Origin of the sequence: Natranaerobius thermophilus JW/NM-WN-LF, from assembly GCF_000020005.1 — a bacterium.
Classification (GTDB): domain Bacteria; phylum Bacillota; class Natranaerobiia; order Natranaerobiales; family Natranaerobiaceae; genus Natranaerobius; species Natranaerobius thermophilus.
Map to the genome: position 1 here is coordinate 353,713 of NC_010718.1, position 19,572 is coordinate 373,284.

Annotated in this window: 20 protein-coding genes; 13 read left to right on the plus strand and 7 right to left on the minus strand. The window is 32.4% G+C overall.

Going from position 1 to position 19,572, the window contains the following annotated elements; genetic code table 11:
* The first annotated feature begins 6 nt into the window (after window positions 1-6).
* Entirely contained in the window at window positions 7-774 is a 768-nt protein-coding gene (locus tag NTHER_RS01845) for a molybdopterin-guanine dinucleotide biosynthesis protein MobB (RefSeq protein WP_012446823.1), read from the plus strand.
* Window positions 758-1,462: a BUD32 family EKC/KEOPS complex subunit gene (locus NTHER_RS01850; protein WP_012446824.1), complete on the plus strand. Its 705-nt coding sequence runs from the start codon at window positions 758-760 to the stop codon at window positions 1,460-1,462. Before NTHER_RS01845 ends, NTHER_RS01850 begins: the two co-directional genes overlap by 17 nt.
* 91 nt (window positions 1,463-1,553) lie before the next feature.
* Here NTHER_RS01850 and NTHER_RS01855 read toward each other — a convergent pair whose 3' ends face one another.
* Window positions 1,554-1,763, minus strand: a complete 210-nt coding sequence (locus NTHER_RS01855; RefSeq protein ID WP_012446825.1) for a TOBE domain-containing protein — start codon at window positions 1,761-1,763, stop codon at window positions 1,554-1,556.
* A 308-nt stretch (window positions 1,764-2,071) separates the two neighbouring features.
* Between NTHER_RS01855 and NTHER_RS01860 the strand changes: the two genes are divergently transcribed.
* From NTHER_RS01860 to NTHER_RS01875, 4 genes are read left to right on the plus strand one after another with little or no spacing between them, the layout of a single operon-like run.
* A complete protein-coding gene (locus tag NTHER_RS01860; RefSeq protein WP_012446826.1) occupies window positions 2,072-2,764 on the plus strand; it encodes a DUF1538 domain-containing protein in 693 nt (230 codons plus the stop codon).
* Entirely contained in the window at window positions 2,761-3,522 is a 762-nt protein-coding gene (locus tag NTHER_RS01865; protein WP_012446827.1) for a DUF1538 domain-containing protein, read from the plus strand. The genes NTHER_RS01860 and NTHER_RS01865 overlap by 4 nt, the downstream gene beginning before the upstream one ends.
* Window positions 3,485-3,844 (plus strand): P-II family nitrogen regulator, encoded by a 360-nt coding sequence (locus tag NTHER_RS01870; RefSeq protein WP_012446828.1) that lies wholly within the window; start codon window positions 3,485-3,487, stop codon window positions 3,842-3,844. Before NTHER_RS01865 ends, NTHER_RS01870 begins: the two co-directional genes overlap by 38 nt.
* A complete protein-coding gene (locus NTHER_RS01875; protein ID WP_012446829.1) occupies window positions 3,837-4,217 on the plus strand; it encodes a P-II family nitrogen regulator in 381 nt (126 codons plus the stop codon). Before NTHER_RS01870 ends, NTHER_RS01875 begins: the two co-directional genes overlap by 8 nt.
* Window positions 4,218-4,353: 136 nt before the next feature.
* Here the strand turns inward: NTHER_RS01875 and NTHER_RS16225 are convergent, their stop codons facing one another.
* Window positions 4,354-5,130, minus strand: a complete 777-nt coding sequence (locus NTHER_RS16225; RefSeq protein WP_012446830.1) for a J domain-containing protein — start codon at window positions 5,128-5,130, stop codon at window positions 4,354-4,356.
* A 304-nt stretch (window positions 5,131-5,434) separates the two neighbouring features.
* Between NTHER_RS16225 and NTHER_RS01885 the strand changes: the two genes are divergently transcribed.
* A complete protein-coding gene (locus tag NTHER_RS01885) occupies window positions 5,435-5,731 on the plus strand; it encodes a DUF2325 domain-containing protein (RefSeq protein ID WP_012446831.1) in 297 nt (98 codons plus the stop codon).
* A gap of 34 nt (window positions 5,732-5,765) precedes the next feature.
* Here the strand turns inward: NTHER_RS01885 and NTHER_RS01890 are convergent, their stop codons facing one another.
* On the minus strand, window positions 5,766-6,647 hold the full coding sequence (locus NTHER_RS01890) for a DMT family transporter (RefSeq protein WP_012446832.1): 882 nt from the start codon (window positions 6,645-6,647) through the stop codon (window positions 5,766-5,768).
* A 150-nt stretch (window positions 6,648-6,797) separates the two neighbouring features.
* On the minus strand, window positions 6,798-7,727 hold the full coding sequence (locus tag NTHER_RS01895; RefSeq protein ID WP_012446833.1) for a DMT family transporter: 930 nt from the start codon (window positions 7,725-7,727) through the stop codon (window positions 6,798-6,800).
* A 513-nt stretch (window positions 7,728-8,240) separates the two neighbouring features.
* On the opposite strand from NTHER_RS01895, the gene NTHER_RS01900 reads away from it, so the two are divergent.
* Window positions 8,241-8,963 carry an ABC transporter ATP-binding protein gene (locus NTHER_RS01900; protein WP_012446834.1) on the plus strand — a complete coding sequence of 241 codons (723 nt, stop codon included), beginning with the start codon at window positions 8,241-8,243 and terminating at the stop codon, window positions 8,961-8,963.
* Window positions 8,950-10,500, plus strand: a complete 1,551-nt coding sequence (locus tag NTHER_RS01905) for a hypothetical protein (RefSeq protein WP_012446835.1) — start codon at window positions 8,950-8,952, stop codon at window positions 10,498-10,500. The genes NTHER_RS01900 and NTHER_RS01905 overlap by 14 nt, the downstream gene beginning before the upstream one ends.
* A 116-nt stretch (window positions 10,501-10,616) precedes the next feature.
* On the opposite strand, the gene NTHER_RS01910 is transcribed toward NTHER_RS01905, so the two are convergent.
* Both NTHER_RS01910 and NTHER_RS01915 read right to left on the minus strand, forming a co-directional pair.
* Window positions 10,617-11,273: a polysaccharide deacetylase family protein gene (locus tag NTHER_RS01910; protein ID WP_148206790.1), complete on the minus strand. Its 657-nt coding sequence runs from the start codon at window positions 11,271-11,273 to the stop codon at window positions 10,617-10,619.
* 200 nt (window positions 11,274-11,473) lie between these two features.
* Window positions 11,474-12,685, minus strand: coding sequence for a hypothetical protein (locus tag NTHER_RS01915; RefSeq protein WP_012446837.1), 1,212 nt, complete (start codon window positions 12,683-12,685; stop codon window positions 11,474-11,476).
* A gap of 201 nt (window positions 12,686-12,886) precedes the next feature.
* On the opposite strand from NTHER_RS01915, the gene NTHER_RS01920 reads away from it, so the two are divergent.
* From NTHER_RS01920 to NTHER_RS01930, 3 genes are all read left to right on the plus strand, one after another.
* The gene (locus NTHER_RS01920) at window positions 12,887-13,828 is read left to right on the plus strand and encodes a YIP1 family protein (protein ID WP_012446838.1); all 942 of its coding nucleotides are present in this window, start codon (window positions 12,887-12,889) and stop codon (window positions 13,826-13,828) included.
* Window positions 13,829-13,861: 33 nt separating this feature from the next.
* A complete protein-coding gene (locus NTHER_RS01925; protein WP_041366824.1) occupies window positions 13,862-15,469 on the plus strand; it encodes a right-handed parallel beta-helix repeat-containing protein in 1,608 nt (535 codons plus the stop codon).
* Between the two features lie 140 nt (window positions 15,470-15,609).
* Window positions 15,610-15,942: a TM2 domain-containing protein gene (locus tag NTHER_RS01930; RefSeq protein ID WP_012446840.1), complete on the plus strand. Its 333-nt coding sequence runs from the start codon at window positions 15,610-15,612 to the stop codon at window positions 15,940-15,942.
* A gap of 1,222 nt (window positions 15,943-17,164) precedes the next feature.
* On the opposite strand, the gene NTHER_RS01935 is transcribed toward NTHER_RS01930, so the two are convergent.
* Window positions 17,165-18,454 (minus strand): hypothetical protein, encoded by a 1,290-nt coding sequence (locus NTHER_RS01935; RefSeq protein ID WP_012446841.1) that lies wholly within the window; start codon window positions 18,452-18,454, stop codon window positions 17,165-17,167.
* Between the two features lie 394 nt (window positions 18,455-18,848).
* On the opposite strand from NTHER_RS01935, the gene NTHER_RS01940 reads away from it, so the two are divergent.
* Window positions 18,849-19,379, plus strand: coding sequence for a hypothetical protein (locus NTHER_RS01940; RefSeq protein ID WP_012446842.1), 531 nt, complete (start codon window positions 18,849-18,851; stop codon window positions 19,377-19,379).
* The last annotated feature ends 193 nt before the right edge of the window (window positions 19,380-19,572 follow it).

The following is a 19,572-nucleotide window of genomic DNA, read 5'->3' on the forward strand; positions in this document are numbered from 1 at the left end:
TATAACATGAGAGTACTATCAGTTGCAGGTATTACAGGATCTGGTAAAACAACAATTATTGAAAATATTATTACTGAATTAACAAAAAGACGGTATTCCGTAGGGTCAATTAAAGAAATTCACTATGAGAAGTTTGCCATTGATGAAGAAGGTACTAATACTGATAGACATTATAAAGCAGGAGCGGATCTGGTTACAGCAAGAGGCTATTTTGAAACAGATATTCTATACAAAAAACGTCTATCTGTACAGGATATACTTAGGCAGTATGACCATGATTACGTAGTATTAGAAGGTGTTGAGGATTTTTTTGTTCCTAAAATTATATCAGCCCATAATATAGAAGAAATCGAAGCAAAGCTTGATGAAACTGTATTTGCAATCTCCGGTAGAATCTCTAATGAAATTGAAGAATATCAAGGGATACCAGTGATTAATACAATCACTAATATTGATCAAATGGTAGATTTGATTGAGCAAAAAGTGTTTCCTGCTCTTCCTAATTTACCTGAAAAATGTTGCGGAACATGTGGATATTCATGCAAGGAATTAACAGGGGAAATTTTAAGGGGTGAGAGGGATAGGAATGACTGTCCTATTGGAAGTGAAAATTCAGTTCAACTTAAAGTTGATGGTCATGAAATAGACATGGTTCCTTTTGTACAAGACATACTTAGAAATGCTGTTGAAGGTGTAGTAAAAGAGTTAGATGGGTACAAGAAAAATGCCAGAATTGAAATAACAATAGGTGATAAAAATGGTACTTCCCGATAATTTCATTAAAAATTGGCAAATTAAAGATTATGACTTTGTACAACAATTTAAAAGTAAGAAGAATCAAGTACTAAAATTAAAAGTAATTACTAAAAACAATGAAGAACATTTTTTAGTTTGTAAGTCATTTACTAATTACCGAAAATATTATCAAGAACTCAGCACTCTAAATAAGCTATCAAAGATTGATGCTCCAGTACCAAGACTTCTATATAGTTCTAATAAAATAATAATAACAGAATATATTGACGGGTTTTTATTGGTTGATGAATTATTCAAAGGGGGAAATTCTTTAATTAATGAGCTAGGTAAAACTCTCGAAAGAGTTTATAATGCATTGGCTGTAGACTCTTATAAAAACAACGTTATTTTAGGGGATATGAATCTGAGAAACTTCATTATTGATAAAAACAAAAACAAAATTTACAGACTAGATTTTGAATCAGTTGAAAAAGGACATCTATCAAAGGATATTGGTAAATTGTGTGCTTTTTGCATCAGTTATGATCCACCTTTTACTGACTATAAATTGAACCTAACTAAAGAACTTTTTGATTACTTCAAAAATAGATTTTTACTGTCATCAAGTTTCATAACAAATGAGGTTTTAATTGAACTATCTAATATTGAAAAGCGCAGAGAAATAGTAGTACCTGAAAAAGTAAAATATAATATATATAAATGGTAGTTTAGTGTGATTTAATGTAATTAAAGCTAAAGCCATGGCTAACCAAAAAAAGTTAGTCCATGGCTGTATTCCGATTCTGCTGTAATAGGAACTATTCTTTTATAAACATTACGGAAGACGCTTTTATTAAAGCTGTTATTTGTTCGCCCTCTGTAATTTTCATGCTTTCCTGAGAACTTTTTGTTATCATTCCTACAATTTTATCACCCCCAGGTGTTTCAATTTCTACTTCCGAGTTTACTGTGCCAGGATTAACATTGGTTACTGTACCTGTGATTTTATTTCTACCACTTATTTGCATCTGCCTCACCTCCTGATTTTATGGTTTCCAAAAAGCAAAAACTTATTTATAATTTAAGGAATCTTTGCTCCATATTGTTCATAACTTTCTTTTCGATGTACTCGTCATATATATAATAAATGAAATTTTCAAAAGGGTTATATACGAAAATGTTGAAAACAAATAACAACAGGAATTATTGGTCATTTAGAGTGGAATTATTCAAACTGCAATGTGAGATAAATTAATTGTATTGGGTAACGAAGATCAAATAAGGGAATTCTTAACTATTGCTGTCCCTACTAATAAAGCTAAAAGGAGAAATCCCAATGAGAATATTTAAAGAAATTACAATAGAAGTTTTACAGGCTGTGCTTCCTCTGACTATTGTTGTATTTTTGTTACAAGTAGTTGCTTTGTCATCTCCAGCTGAAGAAGTTTTACAATTTTTAGTCGGATTGATTTTCGTAGTTTTAGGTTTAATATTATTCCTCGTCGGTATACGCATAGGACTACTTCCTATGGGTGAATCCATTGGAAACTCAATTCCGCAAACCGGGAAATTAGGACTTGTTGTATTCTATGCTTTTTTACTAGGTTTTTTAGTGACAGCTGCAGAACCAGATGTCAGGGTGTTAGCTTCTCAAATAGACATGGTCTCTGATGGTGCTATTCCTCATCATGTATTAATTTATACTGTTGCTATTGGTGTAGGGGTATTTGTATCTCTGTCTATGATTAAAGTGGTTTTAGACATACCGTTGAAGTATATATTGATTGTTTGCTATATTGGAGTTTTTATTATGTCTGTTTTTACTCCTACTTATTTTGTCCCTATTTCTTTCGATGCGGGAGGGGTAACTACAGGTCCATTAACAGCCCCCTTTATCATAGCATTAGGTGTTGGTGTGAGTTCTGTATTAAGCAGCCGAACCACTGCTAATGACAACTTTGGTTTTGTTGCATTAGCATCAATTGGTCCGATAATCGGAGTGATGATACTGGGGGTGATTTACGGGTGAGTGAAGTTGTTATTTTTGAAGGCCTATGGAATACCATTATAGAAGTTTTTATAGCTTTACTTCCATTGATAGCTTTCTTTGCCTACTTTCAATTAGTGTACCTAAAGCTTCCACGAGTGGAAGTTGCCAACATGGCTAAAGGTGTTATTTTAACTTTTCTTGGTATAGTTTTCTTCTTACAAGGTGTACATGTAGGTTTTTTACCTATTGGAGAATTATTGGGACAGGGTTTGGTTCAACATACAGAAAAGTGGTTTGTTATTCCTGTAGGCTTCATTCTAGGAGCTGTGGCAACCTTCGCTGAACCTGCTGTTAGGGCTTTAAGTGATGAGGTAGAAAAAGTATCTGCAGGATATATTCCACAAATCATATTATTAGTAACTCTGTCATTAGGTGTAGGTTTATCCATTGCTTTGGCAATGATTAGGATAATCGTTGGTATACCATTAATGTACTTACTACTTCCAGGATATGGATTGGCTTTGGCCACTACTTTTATTACGAAAGAAAACTTTGTCTCCATTGCTTTTGACTCTGGAGGAGTAGCTACTGGCCCAATGACGGTTACATTTATTATGGCTTTTTCAGTAGGTGTGGCATCTGAAATTGAAGGTAGAGATCCTTTGATTGAAGGATTTGGGATGATAGCATTGGTAGCTTTGATTCCGATTTTATCCGTACTAATATTGGGTTTAATTTATTCAAGAAAGGAGAAACAAGATGAACGAGACCTTGAATATGAAGAAAAAGAATCATAGTGTAATAGTGACCATAGTAAAAAAAGGGAAAGCCAAAAAGATTTGTCAGGTAGCGAAAGATGCTGGAGCAAAAGGTGGAACAACATTATTGGCTAGAGGTACTAGTATAAAAGACTTTAGAAAAGTATTTGGTATTTCTATAGATGAACAAAGGGCGGTTGTTTTAACTATTGTAAAGCAGGAATTAGAAGATAAAGTATTCGAAGAAATTTTAGATAAATGTGAACTTAATAAACCAGGAACCGGAATTACTTTTATAGTGGATTTAAAGAAAGTTGATGGTATTGCACACTTGTTAAAGGAGGCTTCACAAAATGACTGAAAGGTGCAGAGGAAAAGAATGTAAAATTAAATTTGATTTGATAATTACTATTGTAAACAAAGGACGATCTAGATTAGTAGTAGAAGCGGCAAAAAATGCTGGAGCTGAAGGGGGTACAGTTCTAGGAGGACGAGGCACGGGAGTACGAGAAAAAGCTAAATTACTTGGGATAACTATAGAGCCAGAAAAAGAAATAATACTCACGTTAGTACCACGAGAAGATGCTGAAGATATACTAGATGCTATTATTAAGGAAGCTGAACTTAACAAGCCAGGTAAGGGAATTTCTTTTATTTTAGAAGTCAAAAGAGTTGCAGGAATCACCCATTTACTCGATGATGAATTAAGGGATAAATTAGAAGATAATCTATAAATATATTTATAGATTATCTTTGATCACTGAACAATCTGCACTTTATGAAGGTATTCGAAGAAAACACCGCCTTTTTCGGCGGTGTTAATCATTTTCATTAAAGTCACTGTTTTCATGATCGGTTGTGTTGCCTTTTCTACTGAATGTTTTTATATCTTTCTATATTATCACTTAAGAACTCATAAGCATTATTTATTTTTTTAAAAGTTTTTGTTGCTTCAGGAGAGTCATTGATATCTGGGTGATATTTTTTAGCCATCTTCCTAAATGCTTTTCTTATTTCATCTTTATCTGCATTGTAATCTACATTTAGTATGTCACAACTTTCTTCATACTTTTGTTTTAAATTAACATTTGGATTCGTATGGGTATTATGATTACCGTGCCAATTGTATTGACCATAGTGGCCTTGTCCATAACCTGATTGTTGTTGCCATCTTCTAAATGTTTCTTCCCACTGTTTTTGTTGTTGGTACTGTCTTTCTCTTCGTTCTCTTTCTTTTCTTTCATATTCAAATCTTTTATACTCTTCACCGTATTTTAAAAATGAATTAAATCGTCGTTCTTTACCATCTATAAGAAAATTAGCATAGTCAAATAAATATTCGGTAATCATATACTTTAAATATTTACTATAAGCTGTAAGGATAGTTCCTAATAACGGATATATGAGTAGAAATATCACCGTTATTAGTAGTCGTGGGTTTGTTAATAGAGTTAAGGTGACTGGACCTATTAATATAAGTAATAGAAAACAGCCTCCAACCATCACTAAACCAAAAAATAAGCTCATAATACTTTTGACAAGTGATACACTTGCTTCTAAAAAAATTATAATCAAATCAAAAAACTTATATATTGTTAGAGAAGTTACATATATAAGTTTACCGATACCTTGTTTTAATATGTTCATTTAAATTAAAGCACCTCTTTATATGGCAGAAATGGAGTGCTACTCTATTTCTACACTGAATTATAAATATCTACTAACTGACAGTTATTGTATCACTTATAGAACGTAGTCGACAAAAAATTTTATTAAACATTATTTTGAACCTAATGTATAATGCTTGACAATAAAATAGCTAGTGGTGTAAACTAATATCAGTGGTTGAAAATGATTCTCATTTTCAACCACTGATATTTTACTTTTAATCTAGAATGTTTCTCAATGGGTAGTCTTAAATTGATCACAAGCATACGGGAGGGCTAAACATATGACGGTTCTAATTGTAGGTGGTGACAAAGTAGACAAGATTAAGGAATATTTAGAACAAGAAGTTGGTGCGACTCGAGTAAAACATGTAACAGGCAGAAAAGAACGTTCCATGGAACTACCCTCTGAATTAGATTTAGTATTAACGGACTTCATTAACCATAACCTTTGTAAGAATATTAAATGTCAAGCCAAAGAAAAGTGTGTAAGCACTTTATTTTCTAAAAGATCCCTAGCTTGTATAACAAAATCAATTTACTGTTGGAAAGGAGGAGGTTGTAAAGGATTACATAGTTAAGCCGTAGTCATGCCAAATGACCATTTAATGATTTTTAGTTTTCAGTGGTCTGTTTCACACTGAATAAAGTGGTGGTAACCAGAATAAGGGCCATTCCCAACAATTGCATGAAGGTCAAAGAATCTCCAATCAAAAAAACACCGAATAATGAAGCGGTTACTGGCTCTACCATGGCCACCATGGAAGCGTTAGTCGGGGTGGTTCTTCGGATGCCTATTACATAAAGTATAAATGAAATTCCGGCCCCCATGATTCCTAGTAAAATAAACCACCCTATGTCCCTTGAAGTCAACACCTGAACTGCCTGTCCCTTATCCATAATCATAAAAAGAATCAGGCAAAAAGAAAAGAAGGCGGTTGTTAAGCTTGCTTGGGGTTTTCCTACAGATGAAGCATTCTTAAAACCGAATATAAACAAAGTATAAGATAGACCGGCAGCAATTCCAGCGGCTGTTCCCAAAAAACTAAAACTTGATGAAATTGATCCAATATTGTAGGCACCGGTAAGCAGGATAATCCCCATAAGAACAACAAAAATACTTCCCCATTTAAACCAAGTCGAAGGTTCTAATCGTAACAAAATGGAAATTAATAAAACGAAGACTGGGGCAGTATACATTAACGTTACAGCCACCGCAACGCTTGAAAGTTCAATACTTAAAAAATAAAATGTGAAGTTTCCAGCAACACCTACCCCTGCCAAAACAGACCATATGTGAAAATGAGTAGATGAAATCCAATTTTGTCCGGAGCGAAGAAGAAACCAGGCGAAAAAACAGACCAAACCCACAGCACCTCGGTAGAAGGAAATTACAATTGGATCCCAACCTTTATTCATTAATATATCTCCTATTCCACCGCTGAGCCCCCAGCATATGGCGGCTAGCATAATGAATCCTACCCCTTTAAGTCTCATAGTGTACCTCCTAGATAAACGATTTAAATAGAATTTATTAATCATGATTGTTTATGGAAATAAAAAGCCCCAATTAAGCTGGGGGAAAAACGCTACCAAGTCCCTATTATTTTATTATTGATTACATATGATCTAATATATTCGTGGGTACTACCGAGTAGGTTTAGAGACCAGTTCTTTTAAAGAACTAGTTGAACTGGTTCTAGTAACGATAACACCTATAATTACCATAAAAATACCTATCACTCTTAAAGGTGTAAATTCCTCTCCTAGTACTAAATAAGCTAAGATGGTAGCTGAAATCACTTCTGCAGTTGAAATGATACTTGCTTTACTTGATTCTATTTTATCAAGTCCGTTAGTGTAAAAAATGAAGGCTAATACAGTTGGTATTAGACCAAGTCCTAATATACTTAACCATAATGTAGTATCAAAATCACTTAGATACCCACCAACCGGTGGGTAAAAGACACTCAAGGTTATAGCACCAAAAAATAGTGAATAAGTAGTAACAGTTAAAGAAGAGTAATCACTTAGGGCTATTTTACCCATCACAGTATATGAAGCAAAGGATAGACCTGTCATTAAACCAAAAGCTATGCCCAAGGGAGTTATGTCATATTGATCTATATTAAATCCACCAACTGTTAGAAAACATCCTATTATAGAAAAAGTGAGTCCCAAGATCTTTTCTTTAGTTAGTTTTTCATCTAAAAAACATCTTGAATATAGGCAGACGAAAATAGGTGCTGTGAACGATAAAATAACTGCACCGGTAGTTCCGATATATCTAATTGCATTGAAATAGCTATAGGCATAGATCACTTGAGTTATTAAGCCAAACATAATAAAAAAGGGTATGTGAGAGAACTTGATTTTTAATAAACCTGGTTTAGTGATAAATAGATAAACAATCAAGGTGGAAGCGGCTATACTAGTCTGGGCACTGACAATTTGCATTGTATCCAGATTAGTTTCAAAGATGGGATTTCCGATAGTGCCTGTGGTTCCCCACATTGAAGCACCTAAAAAAACCAGTACATAACCAATTTTATCCGATGTTAATTCAATAGGTCTCACTCTCCACTCCCTTGTAATCTATAAGATTATTGAAATGAGTAAATCTATGATATTAGTGATATTATAGATTAGTAACAATTCTAGTGATAGGACTAATTTTTGTCAAGTTAATAAAAATTCATTTTCCACAGCAAAAATATCTTTTCTATGAAGACAGTCATCCTATCAAGTGTTTCACTAACCTTGCTTACAGCGCTATAAATAAAAAAAGACACCGTTGCGATGTCTTAAATACTTTATGAATGTTACATTATCTGCTTATATTCTAAGACTAATACCCCGAAAACTGGCGTCTACGTTTAATTTCAGCGGTGACATACCACCTCCTGTAAAACATTATTTTTAATGCTAATTTCTTACAATAACCGGGTGATTAAATATGATGATCGGATTTTAAATAGAAAATTATGGTTATACAAACGAATGTGGAGGTGGATAATTCAATATACAGAATACTATTAAAAACATTATATAATGGTACCTAATTCTATTGTAGAAGGGGGATATGATTATATGTTAAAGTTGGATATAAGCAACATAGAAAAAAAGTTTGAATCAGTTCAAGCTATATCAGAGTTTTCCACTACAATTCATGGAGGACAGATAGTAGGGTTAGTGGGTCCAAATGGGGCAGGAAAAAGCACATTACTTAAAATTATTGCCGGTTTCTTAGAAGTTACCCAAGGATCAGTTAATATATATAAAGCAGACGATCCCTATAGTAAAAGTTCTGTGTCTTATATGCCTGAACGCCCTGACTTATTTCCAGTACTTAATGTATGGGAACATTTTAAGTTTATGGGAATTGCTTATAATATTTCTGACTGGGAAATTAGAGCAAAATCCTTAATTGAAAGGTTTAGTTTATATGATAAGGAAACAGCTTTTGCTGGCGAATTATCAAAAGGAATGAAGCAAAAGTTAATGTTATCCTTATCCCTATTGCGTGAGCCTGAAATTATTTTATTAGATGAGCCTTTTTCAGGACTTGATCCACATTCTACATATCAACTAAGAGAATTAATTTCACAACTGAAATCAGACAATAGAATTATTTTTGTTTCAAGTCATAGTTTAAATGATTTATATAGGTTATCTGATAAAATTTTAATAATTAATCGTGGACAATTAATTAGAGATCAAAGTAAGGAAAGCATAATGGCTGAACTTAAAAAGAAAGATTATTTATCAATCGAGGATCTCTTCTTGGAGGTAACTGATTATGAGTGCCGTTAAAGCGTTACTATATTTGGAAAAAAGAAGTATAATTAATCGTATTAAAGAAGCTAAAAAATTTAAACTTCAAGTATTAGGAATGCTGTTGTTTGGAATAGCTGTTATTTTTTCTTTTGTTAGTTCAAACTATTCGCATTCTACTGATATTTCTGAATGGTTTGTGATTTATAGCGAGGAACTAATATATTTGTTAATTATAATAACTATTGGACTAAATATCGCTATTGGAAGTAAGCGAATTCCGTTACAGGTCCCGTATGCTAGCAATCAATTGATTTTTGAAATCACCTCTTCTACCAAAATTATTATTGGATACTTTTTTGGAAAGCAGTTATTGTTTAATGTTATAACAACACTTGTCGCTACATATGCTCTGATTATTTTTTTAACGGATGGAATTTTAACTACTGGGATGGTAATAACATGGCTTGGGCTGTTACTATTAAATATTTGGAGCCAAAGTCTTGCTTTACTAACCTATGGAATCAAAAAAAGGTTTAATATTAACATAGAACTGATTTTTATAATAATTGGAGTTTCTATAGGTTCCTATGTTTTAACTAAACTTATTATAGATGGTCCTACTAGTTTGATTGAAACATGGGGAGAACTAATCAATAATTTTCTTTGGCCTTTGGAATGGCTATTCAACTTGATAAGTTTTGGTTTCTTCACAAGACTAGACTTACCTTATATTGATATACTTCTAGGCATCATTCTCATAGGTTTGACAATTGTACTTGCTTTTAAATGTTTACCAAATTCTAGGGAACCTATTATAACAGCAATGTTATCTTCTCAACGTATTTCAGAATCTACCAATGATGAAATGGATATTCAGGAGGCTTTGATGACTATATCACGACCGAATCCAGGACAGTTGATTTCCAGGTTAAATATTGGAACTGGTTTTTTAAGTGCTATTGTCTGGAAAGATTTAATATATTGGGAGCGGTTAAAACTAAATGAACTGAAATTAGTTTTAATTGCTGTGACTGTTGTTAGTGGTGGATTAGGGTGGATCGTAGCTTATTTTAATCTATCTATGTGGCTAATATTATTACCTATCATTTATAGTAGTTGGAATGGAGGAAAGGCTGCTATAGAATTGAAGCGCTTATTAATTTACCAACTACCGACAAAAGGATGGAAGAAAATTCTATCAGTAAGTATTTTCCCTATTATTGAAAACATATTAAATCACATAATAGCGATAATTGTTTTCGGGACTTTTGTGTTTTTGGGATCAGGGAACTTAGAGTTTCAAAAATTGTTCAGCATTTTAATAGTGGGGATTGGTATGAACATTTTACTGACAATTCTTGGGTTAATTGTTAACTTAGCTACTATTGACTTAATTGGTTTTTATAGAAAAATCATTCAATTACTAATTATGGCTTTACACTTCACAACCATTATTGCAATAGCTAATTTAGTATTATGGAATCCTTTAGTGATTAATTTGTTGATCGGTTTAATATTACTTTATTCTTTTGTTTTTCTTATATTCACTAGTAAGTGGTGTTTAAAACTGTAAATAATTAAAACTAGAAATTAATAAGATATATACTATAAACTCTAACTACAAATATTTACTAACATTATAACTATATTAAAAAAGGATCAAGAAAAACACCGCCATTTTAGGCGGTGTTAATCATTTTCATCCAAGTCACTGTTTTCTAGATCAATAGAAGTTGATTCATGCTTTTGAACTCCCGTATTGGTATCAATCTCATAATTATCCTTATAAATCAACTCCGAAATTGGAACTATTTCATATCCTTCTTCTTCGCCTTCCCCGATTAACTGTTCCAAGATTGTGTCCAGGGCTTCGGGTGTGTAAGTAGCATTATTGTGGAATAGGATTATATCTCCGGCTCCCACATCATCCATAACTTTCTTTTCGATATAATCGGCATCTGGTGCCTGCCAATCCATCGAATCAAGACTCCATTGAATAGGATAATAGTTCATTTCTTCTAGTGTATCAATTAAAAGATTATTGTAATCGCCAAAAGGTGCCCTGAACAGTTCTGGCTCATGACCTGTGAGATCTACTATTTGATGATGAACCCTTTCCACTTCGTGTTCTATCTGTTCCTTTTCCAGGTTAGTCATATGAGGATGAGTTAAGCTGTGATTTTCTAATTCGTGGCCCCTTTCTACAATTTCTTTTCCCATCTCGGGGTAATTCTCTAACCAGAATCCTGTTACAAAGAAAGTTGTAGTGATATTATAATCATCTAAAATGTCCAGTATGTCATGTGTTCTTTCTGCACCCCAGGCTGCATGAACTTTATTACACAGTAATAGTAAAAGTTAATGAAGAATAGTTGAATGTAATTAACACAGTGCCCACAAGAAATTTTCTGGAAAATCTTAAAGAGATATTGTTTTAAATTATTTTTTTATTTGCTATGTTACAGAATAAAAACAGCCAGCGGTAAAGTACCGAAGGCTGTTAATAATTATAATAAACATATAGCTTTTTCGTCTGTTTTAGGAGATTAATAAAAAAACATTTCATTTAAAACATCGGGATCGTCTATTTCAATATAAGAAGGTGTTATATCTTCGTATACGTGATATAACACGTGAGGACGTTGTTCGTGCCATCTAAATGGCTTAATTGCATGATAATGATTTGGGCTACTATTATTCATATAACGAGGTGTTCTTCTTAATTTAGGAATTATTTCTTCATAACCGATTTGTTCCATTTTTTCATAGGGGAAATAGTACTCAATTGTTCTTTTGCAATCAACTTTTTCCGTTGATAAATGTTCATTGTCTATAATTTCTAAGTGTGATATTTTATTGAATTTATGAGCATAAAGTGATATGTCCCAAAATCCAACATCATTTTCTTCTATTATTTTTTCTTGTTCTTCATTACTTTTGGATTCTAGATATACATGAACAGGTACTTTATATGGTCTTTCATCTGCAGGTACATCAAACTTATTATCTTCATCAGAAGTTTTAATAATTATATATCCTGCTATTGTTTTAAGAGACATAGTATTATCCTTACTTATAAAATTCATTAAATCAGGAGTGGTCATAAAATTAACTTGTGATTTTTCATCTGAAAAATGTTCTTTTAATTTCCAAGTTATTGTTGAACTATCACCTAATAGTTCAAATGACCTTGAACGAAAATCAAAAATTGAACTATTTTTTAGATATTCTTTAGTTTTAGTGATTTCTTCTACGTATTGCTTATTTTCCTCACGTTTTATTTTATCCGCATCGAATTCATCAGGTAAATAATTTCTAAAATGTTGATATTCTTCATAATCAATTCCAGGTGTTACTGTATCATACTTGGTTTGAGGTAGGCGTAACTCTAGGTCTAATAAATCCATTATAAATAAGTTCTTTTTTATTTCTTCTTCATTAGGAGCATATTTAGCACCATAATCATGAGCTTTTAGATGATAATTTATCCAATACTCTCTATTATTGTGAATATTATCATTAAATTCAATACTTGTATCAAGTCCTTTGTATTCATCTTTTGTTGCTAATTCTAGCACGTCATAATCACTATATTTTTCTGCTTTTTCTTCTGCAATCTTATTAATTTCTTTGATTGTTAGATAATCATCATCACTGTCAGCTTCGCTAGTTTCTTCGATGGGTATAACAAGTCCAGTAATCAGTAGTAATAAAATAAAACCTAAAAGAATCAAAGGTTTTTTATACATGTCGTACATAATATCTCCTCCAGTGTTTTTACTAGTTCTAATTAGAAGGTTCGATTTTTACGGTTAAATTCCTGCAAATTATGTTATATAATCTTTTTTTTACCAAAATTAGCAGGTAAAAAAAAGATTTATGTAGTACTGTGATTATTATAAGCTTTTATTATTAAATGTCGATTTTTTTAAATCTTATTATTAGAGGGAGGTTATCGTATGGACAAAAAGGTTATTATTGGTTTGATATTGATTGTAGCAGCGGTTGTAATGGCTTTTACGGGCAACTCTTATCATAGTAGCGGCTACGAAACATACCTACTTAAAGACATGGAAGAAGGAGAATCAATGATGCGAATGGGTAATATCCTGCAGTACACAGGCTACGGTATAGGAGCTGTCGGTGTAGCGTTATTAATAGCAGGTTTTGTAGGTGTACAACTGCCTGTGAATAAAGGTTCTAAAAAAGAAGAAAGGACTGAAGAAGTGGCTGAAGTTTCAAAGTCAGAGCCATCTACTAACCAGCCTGACAGTGGACAAGAAGAAAAGACGACACCCATAAAGCAAAATGTCACAGAGTCACAAGAAAAAGCACGAAAAATGCTAGATTATACAAAAAGCTCAGCGAGTACTTATTTTAATTTTGTTAAAAGTTTCTTAAAAGATCCCTATATTTACTTAAACGATCAGGATTTAAGTTTTAAAAAAGAAGGACTCATCACTTTAGCCTCAGTCGTTGTCGTCACGATGTTATATAGGATGAGTGATTTAGTTTTTACCCCTCGTTCTCCAGAATTCACACAAATATTCACTTCAATGATCGGAGAAGGCTTTACTTTAGCTATATCAATTGGACTATTATTATTTATAGGAAAGGCTATTCTTGAAAAGTGGGAGTACAAGCAGATATCCCTGGATTATATGATAGAAAAAATTGGCCTTGTATTTATTCCAGTATTAGTACTTATGGGTGCTGCATTAGTGTTGAACCCCTTTGGCATAGGGTTAGATAGTTATCTTTTTAGACTGGCAAACATATTACAGTTTATAGGTATATTTTATCTAGGTATAGTTGAATTACATAAGGAAAAGATCTATACGCCTTTATCATTAGTTGTAGTTTATTTCTTAGTATTTAATATTTTGGGATCAATTGTATAAAGCGAAAATTAATAGATTAAGGGGGATAATATGTTGTTAAAATGGGAGAATTTGAATTTACCTAAACTCAAAACTAGTGCGATTGCTTTGGCACTTATAGGGTTTATGTCATTTATAATTACAGGCTGCTCTGGTGACGAAGAAGTAGGAGATATCATAGTCCCAGAAGATTATGAAACCATTCAAGAAGCCATTGATGCTTCTGAAGACGGCGAGATTATTATGGTTGAGCCAGGTACATATGAGGAGACTATAGACTTTAAAGGAAAAGATATTACGCTTATGAGCACAGATCCCCATGATGAAGAGGTTGTGAGTGAAACAATCATCGATGGCGGGGGAGATGGATCGGTGGTAACTTTTCAAAGTGGGGAGAGTAAAGATGCACAAATTCGTGGTTTTACTATTACAGGAGGCACTGGAACAGAAATTGAGCTAAAACTCATTCCAGATTCTGATGAAGTGGCAGAAAGCTGGATTTTGGGTGGTGGTGTCTTAATTGACGATGATAGTTCTGCTGCCATAAAACACAATAAAATCCATGATAATTATGCTACGTATGGTGGAGCAATTACTGTTTCAAATGAGTCAGATGCCGTTGTAGAGGATAATATGATTAAAGATAATAAAACTGAGTTTGATGCAAGTGCAATTCAAGTGGTGAAAGAGTCGGACATAAAAATTAGTGATAATGTGATATCTAATAACATTTCAGAAGATGGAGTTAGTACAATTAGTGCTTATAGTCATTCTGAAGCATTAATCGATAATAATAATATTAAAGACAATTCGACAAAATTAGGTGTGACTATTTTAGCTAATTATAAATCTGAACTTCAAGTAAAGGATAACATTATTGAAAACAATTTTGCAGAAGTTTCTGATGTAGATAGTAGGTTAGAGGGTATGCGTCAAATTGGATATTCACAACCAAGTGGGAGTGTTCTTATTAACTCCTCAACAGCTACAATAAAAAGCAACGTGATTAGTGATGAAGATGAAATGACTGGTATCTCAATTAAAAGTGATCAAGTACCTGTAGTAACGGAAAAAGGGGAAGTTGAGTCAGAGTTTAAGATTCCAGAAGTATTAGTGAAAGAAAATGAAATTACGAAAAATTGGGTTTCAGGAATTTATACACTTGATGCTGAAGTAGACATTATTAACAATTTAATCCATAATAATAATAGTTTTGGTATAAGTTCATTAGACAACACCACAATAAATATCACTGATAATGAGATTGTAGATAATCGAGGGAGCGGAGTGTATGATTTCAGATCAAAAGAAGGAGTTTTAAAAAATAATAAAATAAAAAGAAATGTTGCTAGAGAAATTGAAGAACTTGGTTTTGATGAACCAGATGGTGGTGGTGTTTTAATTATGCATGGTGGTTATGAATGGAAAATAATAGGTAATGATATTGTTGGTAACGAAGCTGAAGGCTTTGGAGGAGGAATAGCGTTAACTAATTCGGCGACTTATGAAGATCATATTATTGAAGATAATCACATTGTTGACAATAAAGCACAAATTGATGGCGGAGGAATTTTTTCATTAGAAATGGGAGACAAAGACATTTTTTTAGGCGATAATGAAATTGAAAGTAATGTTCCAAACGACATAGCTGAATCTCAATAAAAATTTTTAGATCTAGTCATGTGATAGATGTTCATGTTGCCAAGGACTTTTTGTAGTCAATCTTGAAAATTATAAAAAAAGGGGGGCAGTAAAGGTAGAAAGAAGTACAGTTTAAACTAAATCAGTTAGGAGGTATAAAATTGTATCAATCTATTCAGGTTAAAAATCCAGGTGTAGCAGCTGTTTTGAGTTTTCTATGGGCAGGTTTGGGGCAGATCTATAATGGCCAGATAGGTAAAGGAATTGCTATTATGATAGTTCAGGTAATAAATGCATTTTTAATATTTGTAATGATTGGATTTATTACATACCCTATTGTTTGGATTTGGATGATTTATGATGCCTATAAAACGGCAGAAAGAATTAATAAAGAACAGCAGGAATATTATTCAACACAATTTCAAGGTCAATCACCTGGTCAAGGAGTTCAGCAAAGTACATTAGATACTGATAGCAATGAACAGCAAGAATAGAGTAAAAAAACATTGGATTTGAAAAACTGAATCTATTTTAATTTGATAATTGATTAAGTTAGTCTAAAGTGTCAAAAAAAGGGAGCTGTCTCTGAAGTAACTTTTGGGGAAGTCTCTCTTTTTCTATTGTCATAAAAATAAAAAAGGAGTTATTTTAGATGATCCCTTAAATGAGTGAAAAATTTCAAGAAGGAGTTTTTTTGTGATATTGATCTGTTTAGAGTGATGTATCAATGTTAATTGTGTAATGAATAAGTATGTAAGATGCTATTGTCCCCTAATAAAAAAACGGTAAAAAATTCTGGAATAATCTGCAAGGTAAAATTAGGACACGATAGTATAAATCCACCCCTTTAGGTGATGCTAAGTAACGCAGTTGATCTTTGGTGATCATGAAATTTTACTACTGGGGGTGGATTTTTTTATTAATAAGTGAGTCCAAAAAGTGTTGATAAATGTGTGAATAAATAAGCATTATTAATGTGAACTTGAGGATAAGTGGTAATTATTATTTTCATGTTCTGATGGTGTCTTCTTGAGTTAGTATTTAGTACGTCTTAATAAATCTCTTCTCCCCTGACACATCAGCTTTTACAGACTATGCTAGATCCTTTCTGATCCTCGTATAAACCCGCATTTTTGGTCGTGTTACCATCAAAATTTTAAGGTGGTCACCTCTAATTCACCACTCTTTCAGGAACATAAGAGACCCATTAAGCCTACTTAAGTTGTTCCCTAATCACTCTCAAGTGACTTAGCAACTAAGCCCCAATCCCGAATAAAATAATCTCACATATCCCCCAAATTCTAATAAAACATCACCGATATATTCCAAAAATTATCTTTCTATTCTCACCCAAAAAATGATTAAGCAACATCACCTAAAACATACCAAATAACCTAAAATTTAACTCCTGATTTTCCACTTTTATTATTCAAAATTCGCTTTGAGCTGGAAATTTTATGGAACTTTTTAGAATATATAGGAATAATTTTACTGCTCATTTTCCACTTTTATTATTAAGGAAAATTTTGGGATACCTTGGGAATGGGGGTTTTGGGAGTTGGTATTTTCCACTTTTATTCTTATGTAACAAGGAGAGGGTGAAAATTTTAAATATTATTTTTTTGATTGGCTATGTTACAAAATAAAAACAGCCAGAGGTTAGGCTACCAAAGGCTGTTAATGAGTATCAATATATTCAGGGTTGATTTTTTAAAATTAATAAAAGAATAAACTGTTAATTTTATCAGGGTCATCAATTGGTATACGATGATCGTCTTGAATCGTTCTAAATATACTTACAATCCTAGCAGGGCTTTGTTCATGCCATCTAGCAGGTAACATTTCATCTCCGTATATACTTCTATTTCTATATTGTGGATGTGCACGCATTTTATAAAAGAATTCTTCCCTGTAATATTCATTTTCTTCCATTGTTTCTTCTGGAAAATAATATTCTAGAGTTCTTTCAGAATCTACTTCTTTTATAGGTAAATTGTCATCTTCTATAATTTCAAAATGTATAATTTCATTTATTTTGTGTCCTATTTTATGAGCTTCGCCAAATTTTAAATCCTTTTCTTCCATTTTTTCAAATTGCTTATCTCTAGGTATGGGTTCTATATATAAATATATAGGTACTTTATAAGCATTTTCATCGGCAGGTATATCAAATTGGTTGTCTTCATCTGCTGTTTTAATAATTAAAAAACCTATCATGCTGGTTAAATCTGATGATCCTGAAGCATTTTCTATAAAATTGATTAAATCAGGAGAGGAGACAAATTCTGCTTGTGTTTTATCATCGTTAAATTTGTGATAAACACTATCATTAAAATCATTAAAAGTCATGTTTAATTCTATGAACCTAGAATCAATATCATTATTTTCATTACTAGCATATAAAAATTCAGTACTAGGATTTATTAGTCTATCACTTAATTCTTCACCATCATTGTATTGTAGCTTATCTTTTTTGAAATCATCTGGTAGATTGTTTTTGAGATGTTGAAATTCTTCATAATCTATTCCTGGAACTACAGTGTCATATTCTGGTTGAGGTAACTTTGTTTGTAAGTTTAATAAGTCCATAATAAATAAATTTTTACGCATTGTTTCATCATCAGGTACATATTTTGCTCCATAATCTCTTGCTCTTAATAATTGCTTGTAAAGATATTCTCTGTTATTAAATTGTTCATCATAAGCTCTTGTTTCAAGGTTTGTTTCTAGTCCCTTATAGTCATCTTTTCTAGTTAGTTCTAATAAATCATAATTACTATATTCTTCTGCTTTTTCTTCTGCAATCTCGTTTATTTCTTCGATTGTTAGGAACTTTTCCTTCCCACCTTTTTCATCAGAAGTATCTCCTTGATTATGGCTATCACTAGCATGTTGCTCCTCACTATCAGCTTCGCTTTTTTCTTCATCGGGTATAACAAGTCCAGTAATCAGTAGTAATAAAATAAAACCTAAAAGAATCAAAGGTTTTTTATATATGTCTTGCATAATATCTCCTCCAGTGGTTTTTACTAGTTCTAATTAGAAGGTTCAATTTTTTCGTCTAAATTCCTGCAAATTATGTTATACAATGTACTTTTTACCAAAATTAGCAGGAGAAAAAAAGATTTATGTAGTACTGTGATTATTATAAACTTTTATTATTAAATGTCACAAACCTTTCTGTTTAGAATTTGCTCCTTAACTTGAGTGAGAAAATTTTAGCAAGAAGGTTTTTTGTTGTATTGTTTGGGTTTAGTCAAACCCCAAATGATTAATTTAGTTTGCTTTAGCTATTAGTATAATCGGTATAATAAACTAGGTAATATGATTTGAATTGCAATACTCGCTACCCTGTGTCAAAATAAAATCGTTGATTCTTTAGTGGGAAGGAAGTGTGAATATGCTAAAGAAGCTCATAAGAATCTTTTTAAGTACTGGTATTCCTTTTGGTATACTCATGGGAATTTTCACTTCACTGAGACATGGAATGTCAGGTGTTGTATCAGGCTTGTTAGCAGGAGCAATATTCGGTGGTTTTATGGCAGGAGTGCTTGGGTATTTACACAACAGATCAGTCAAACAAAAAACTATTAATAGATCAGAAAGTGATTATGATGTTAAGCAATCCAAAGAAATTGAGCTGCCAGTATCTTATGAAAAAGCTTATGATCTCTGCATAGAATCGCTAGATAAATTAAATAAAGCGGAAATAGAAAATAAAGACCATTCTCAAGGAGTTATTACCGCCAAGACAGGTAAAACGTGGGATACCTGGGGAGACACAGTGTCTTTTGTATTAACAGATAAAAGTGACAATGTTACAAATGTTTTAGTTTCTAGTGAACCTACACATTATCAGGTTGTTGATTACGGAAAAAATTTAGAGAATGTAAATACTATTATAGCTTATTTAAAAGAACGGGGCGTCTAAGTAATAAAATCATAGACTTGATATTATAGATGGCAGTTTTCTCATCATAGAGAACTGCTATTTTATTTGAAAAACTTGTACTTTGCTGCCTGCTTGTTTCACTGATTAAACGAGAAATTAGATATTTAATTTTGGAATTAAATTGGAAAGTGTACGATTTTTCTATTTTAAAATCTATCCAGGTGCACTATAA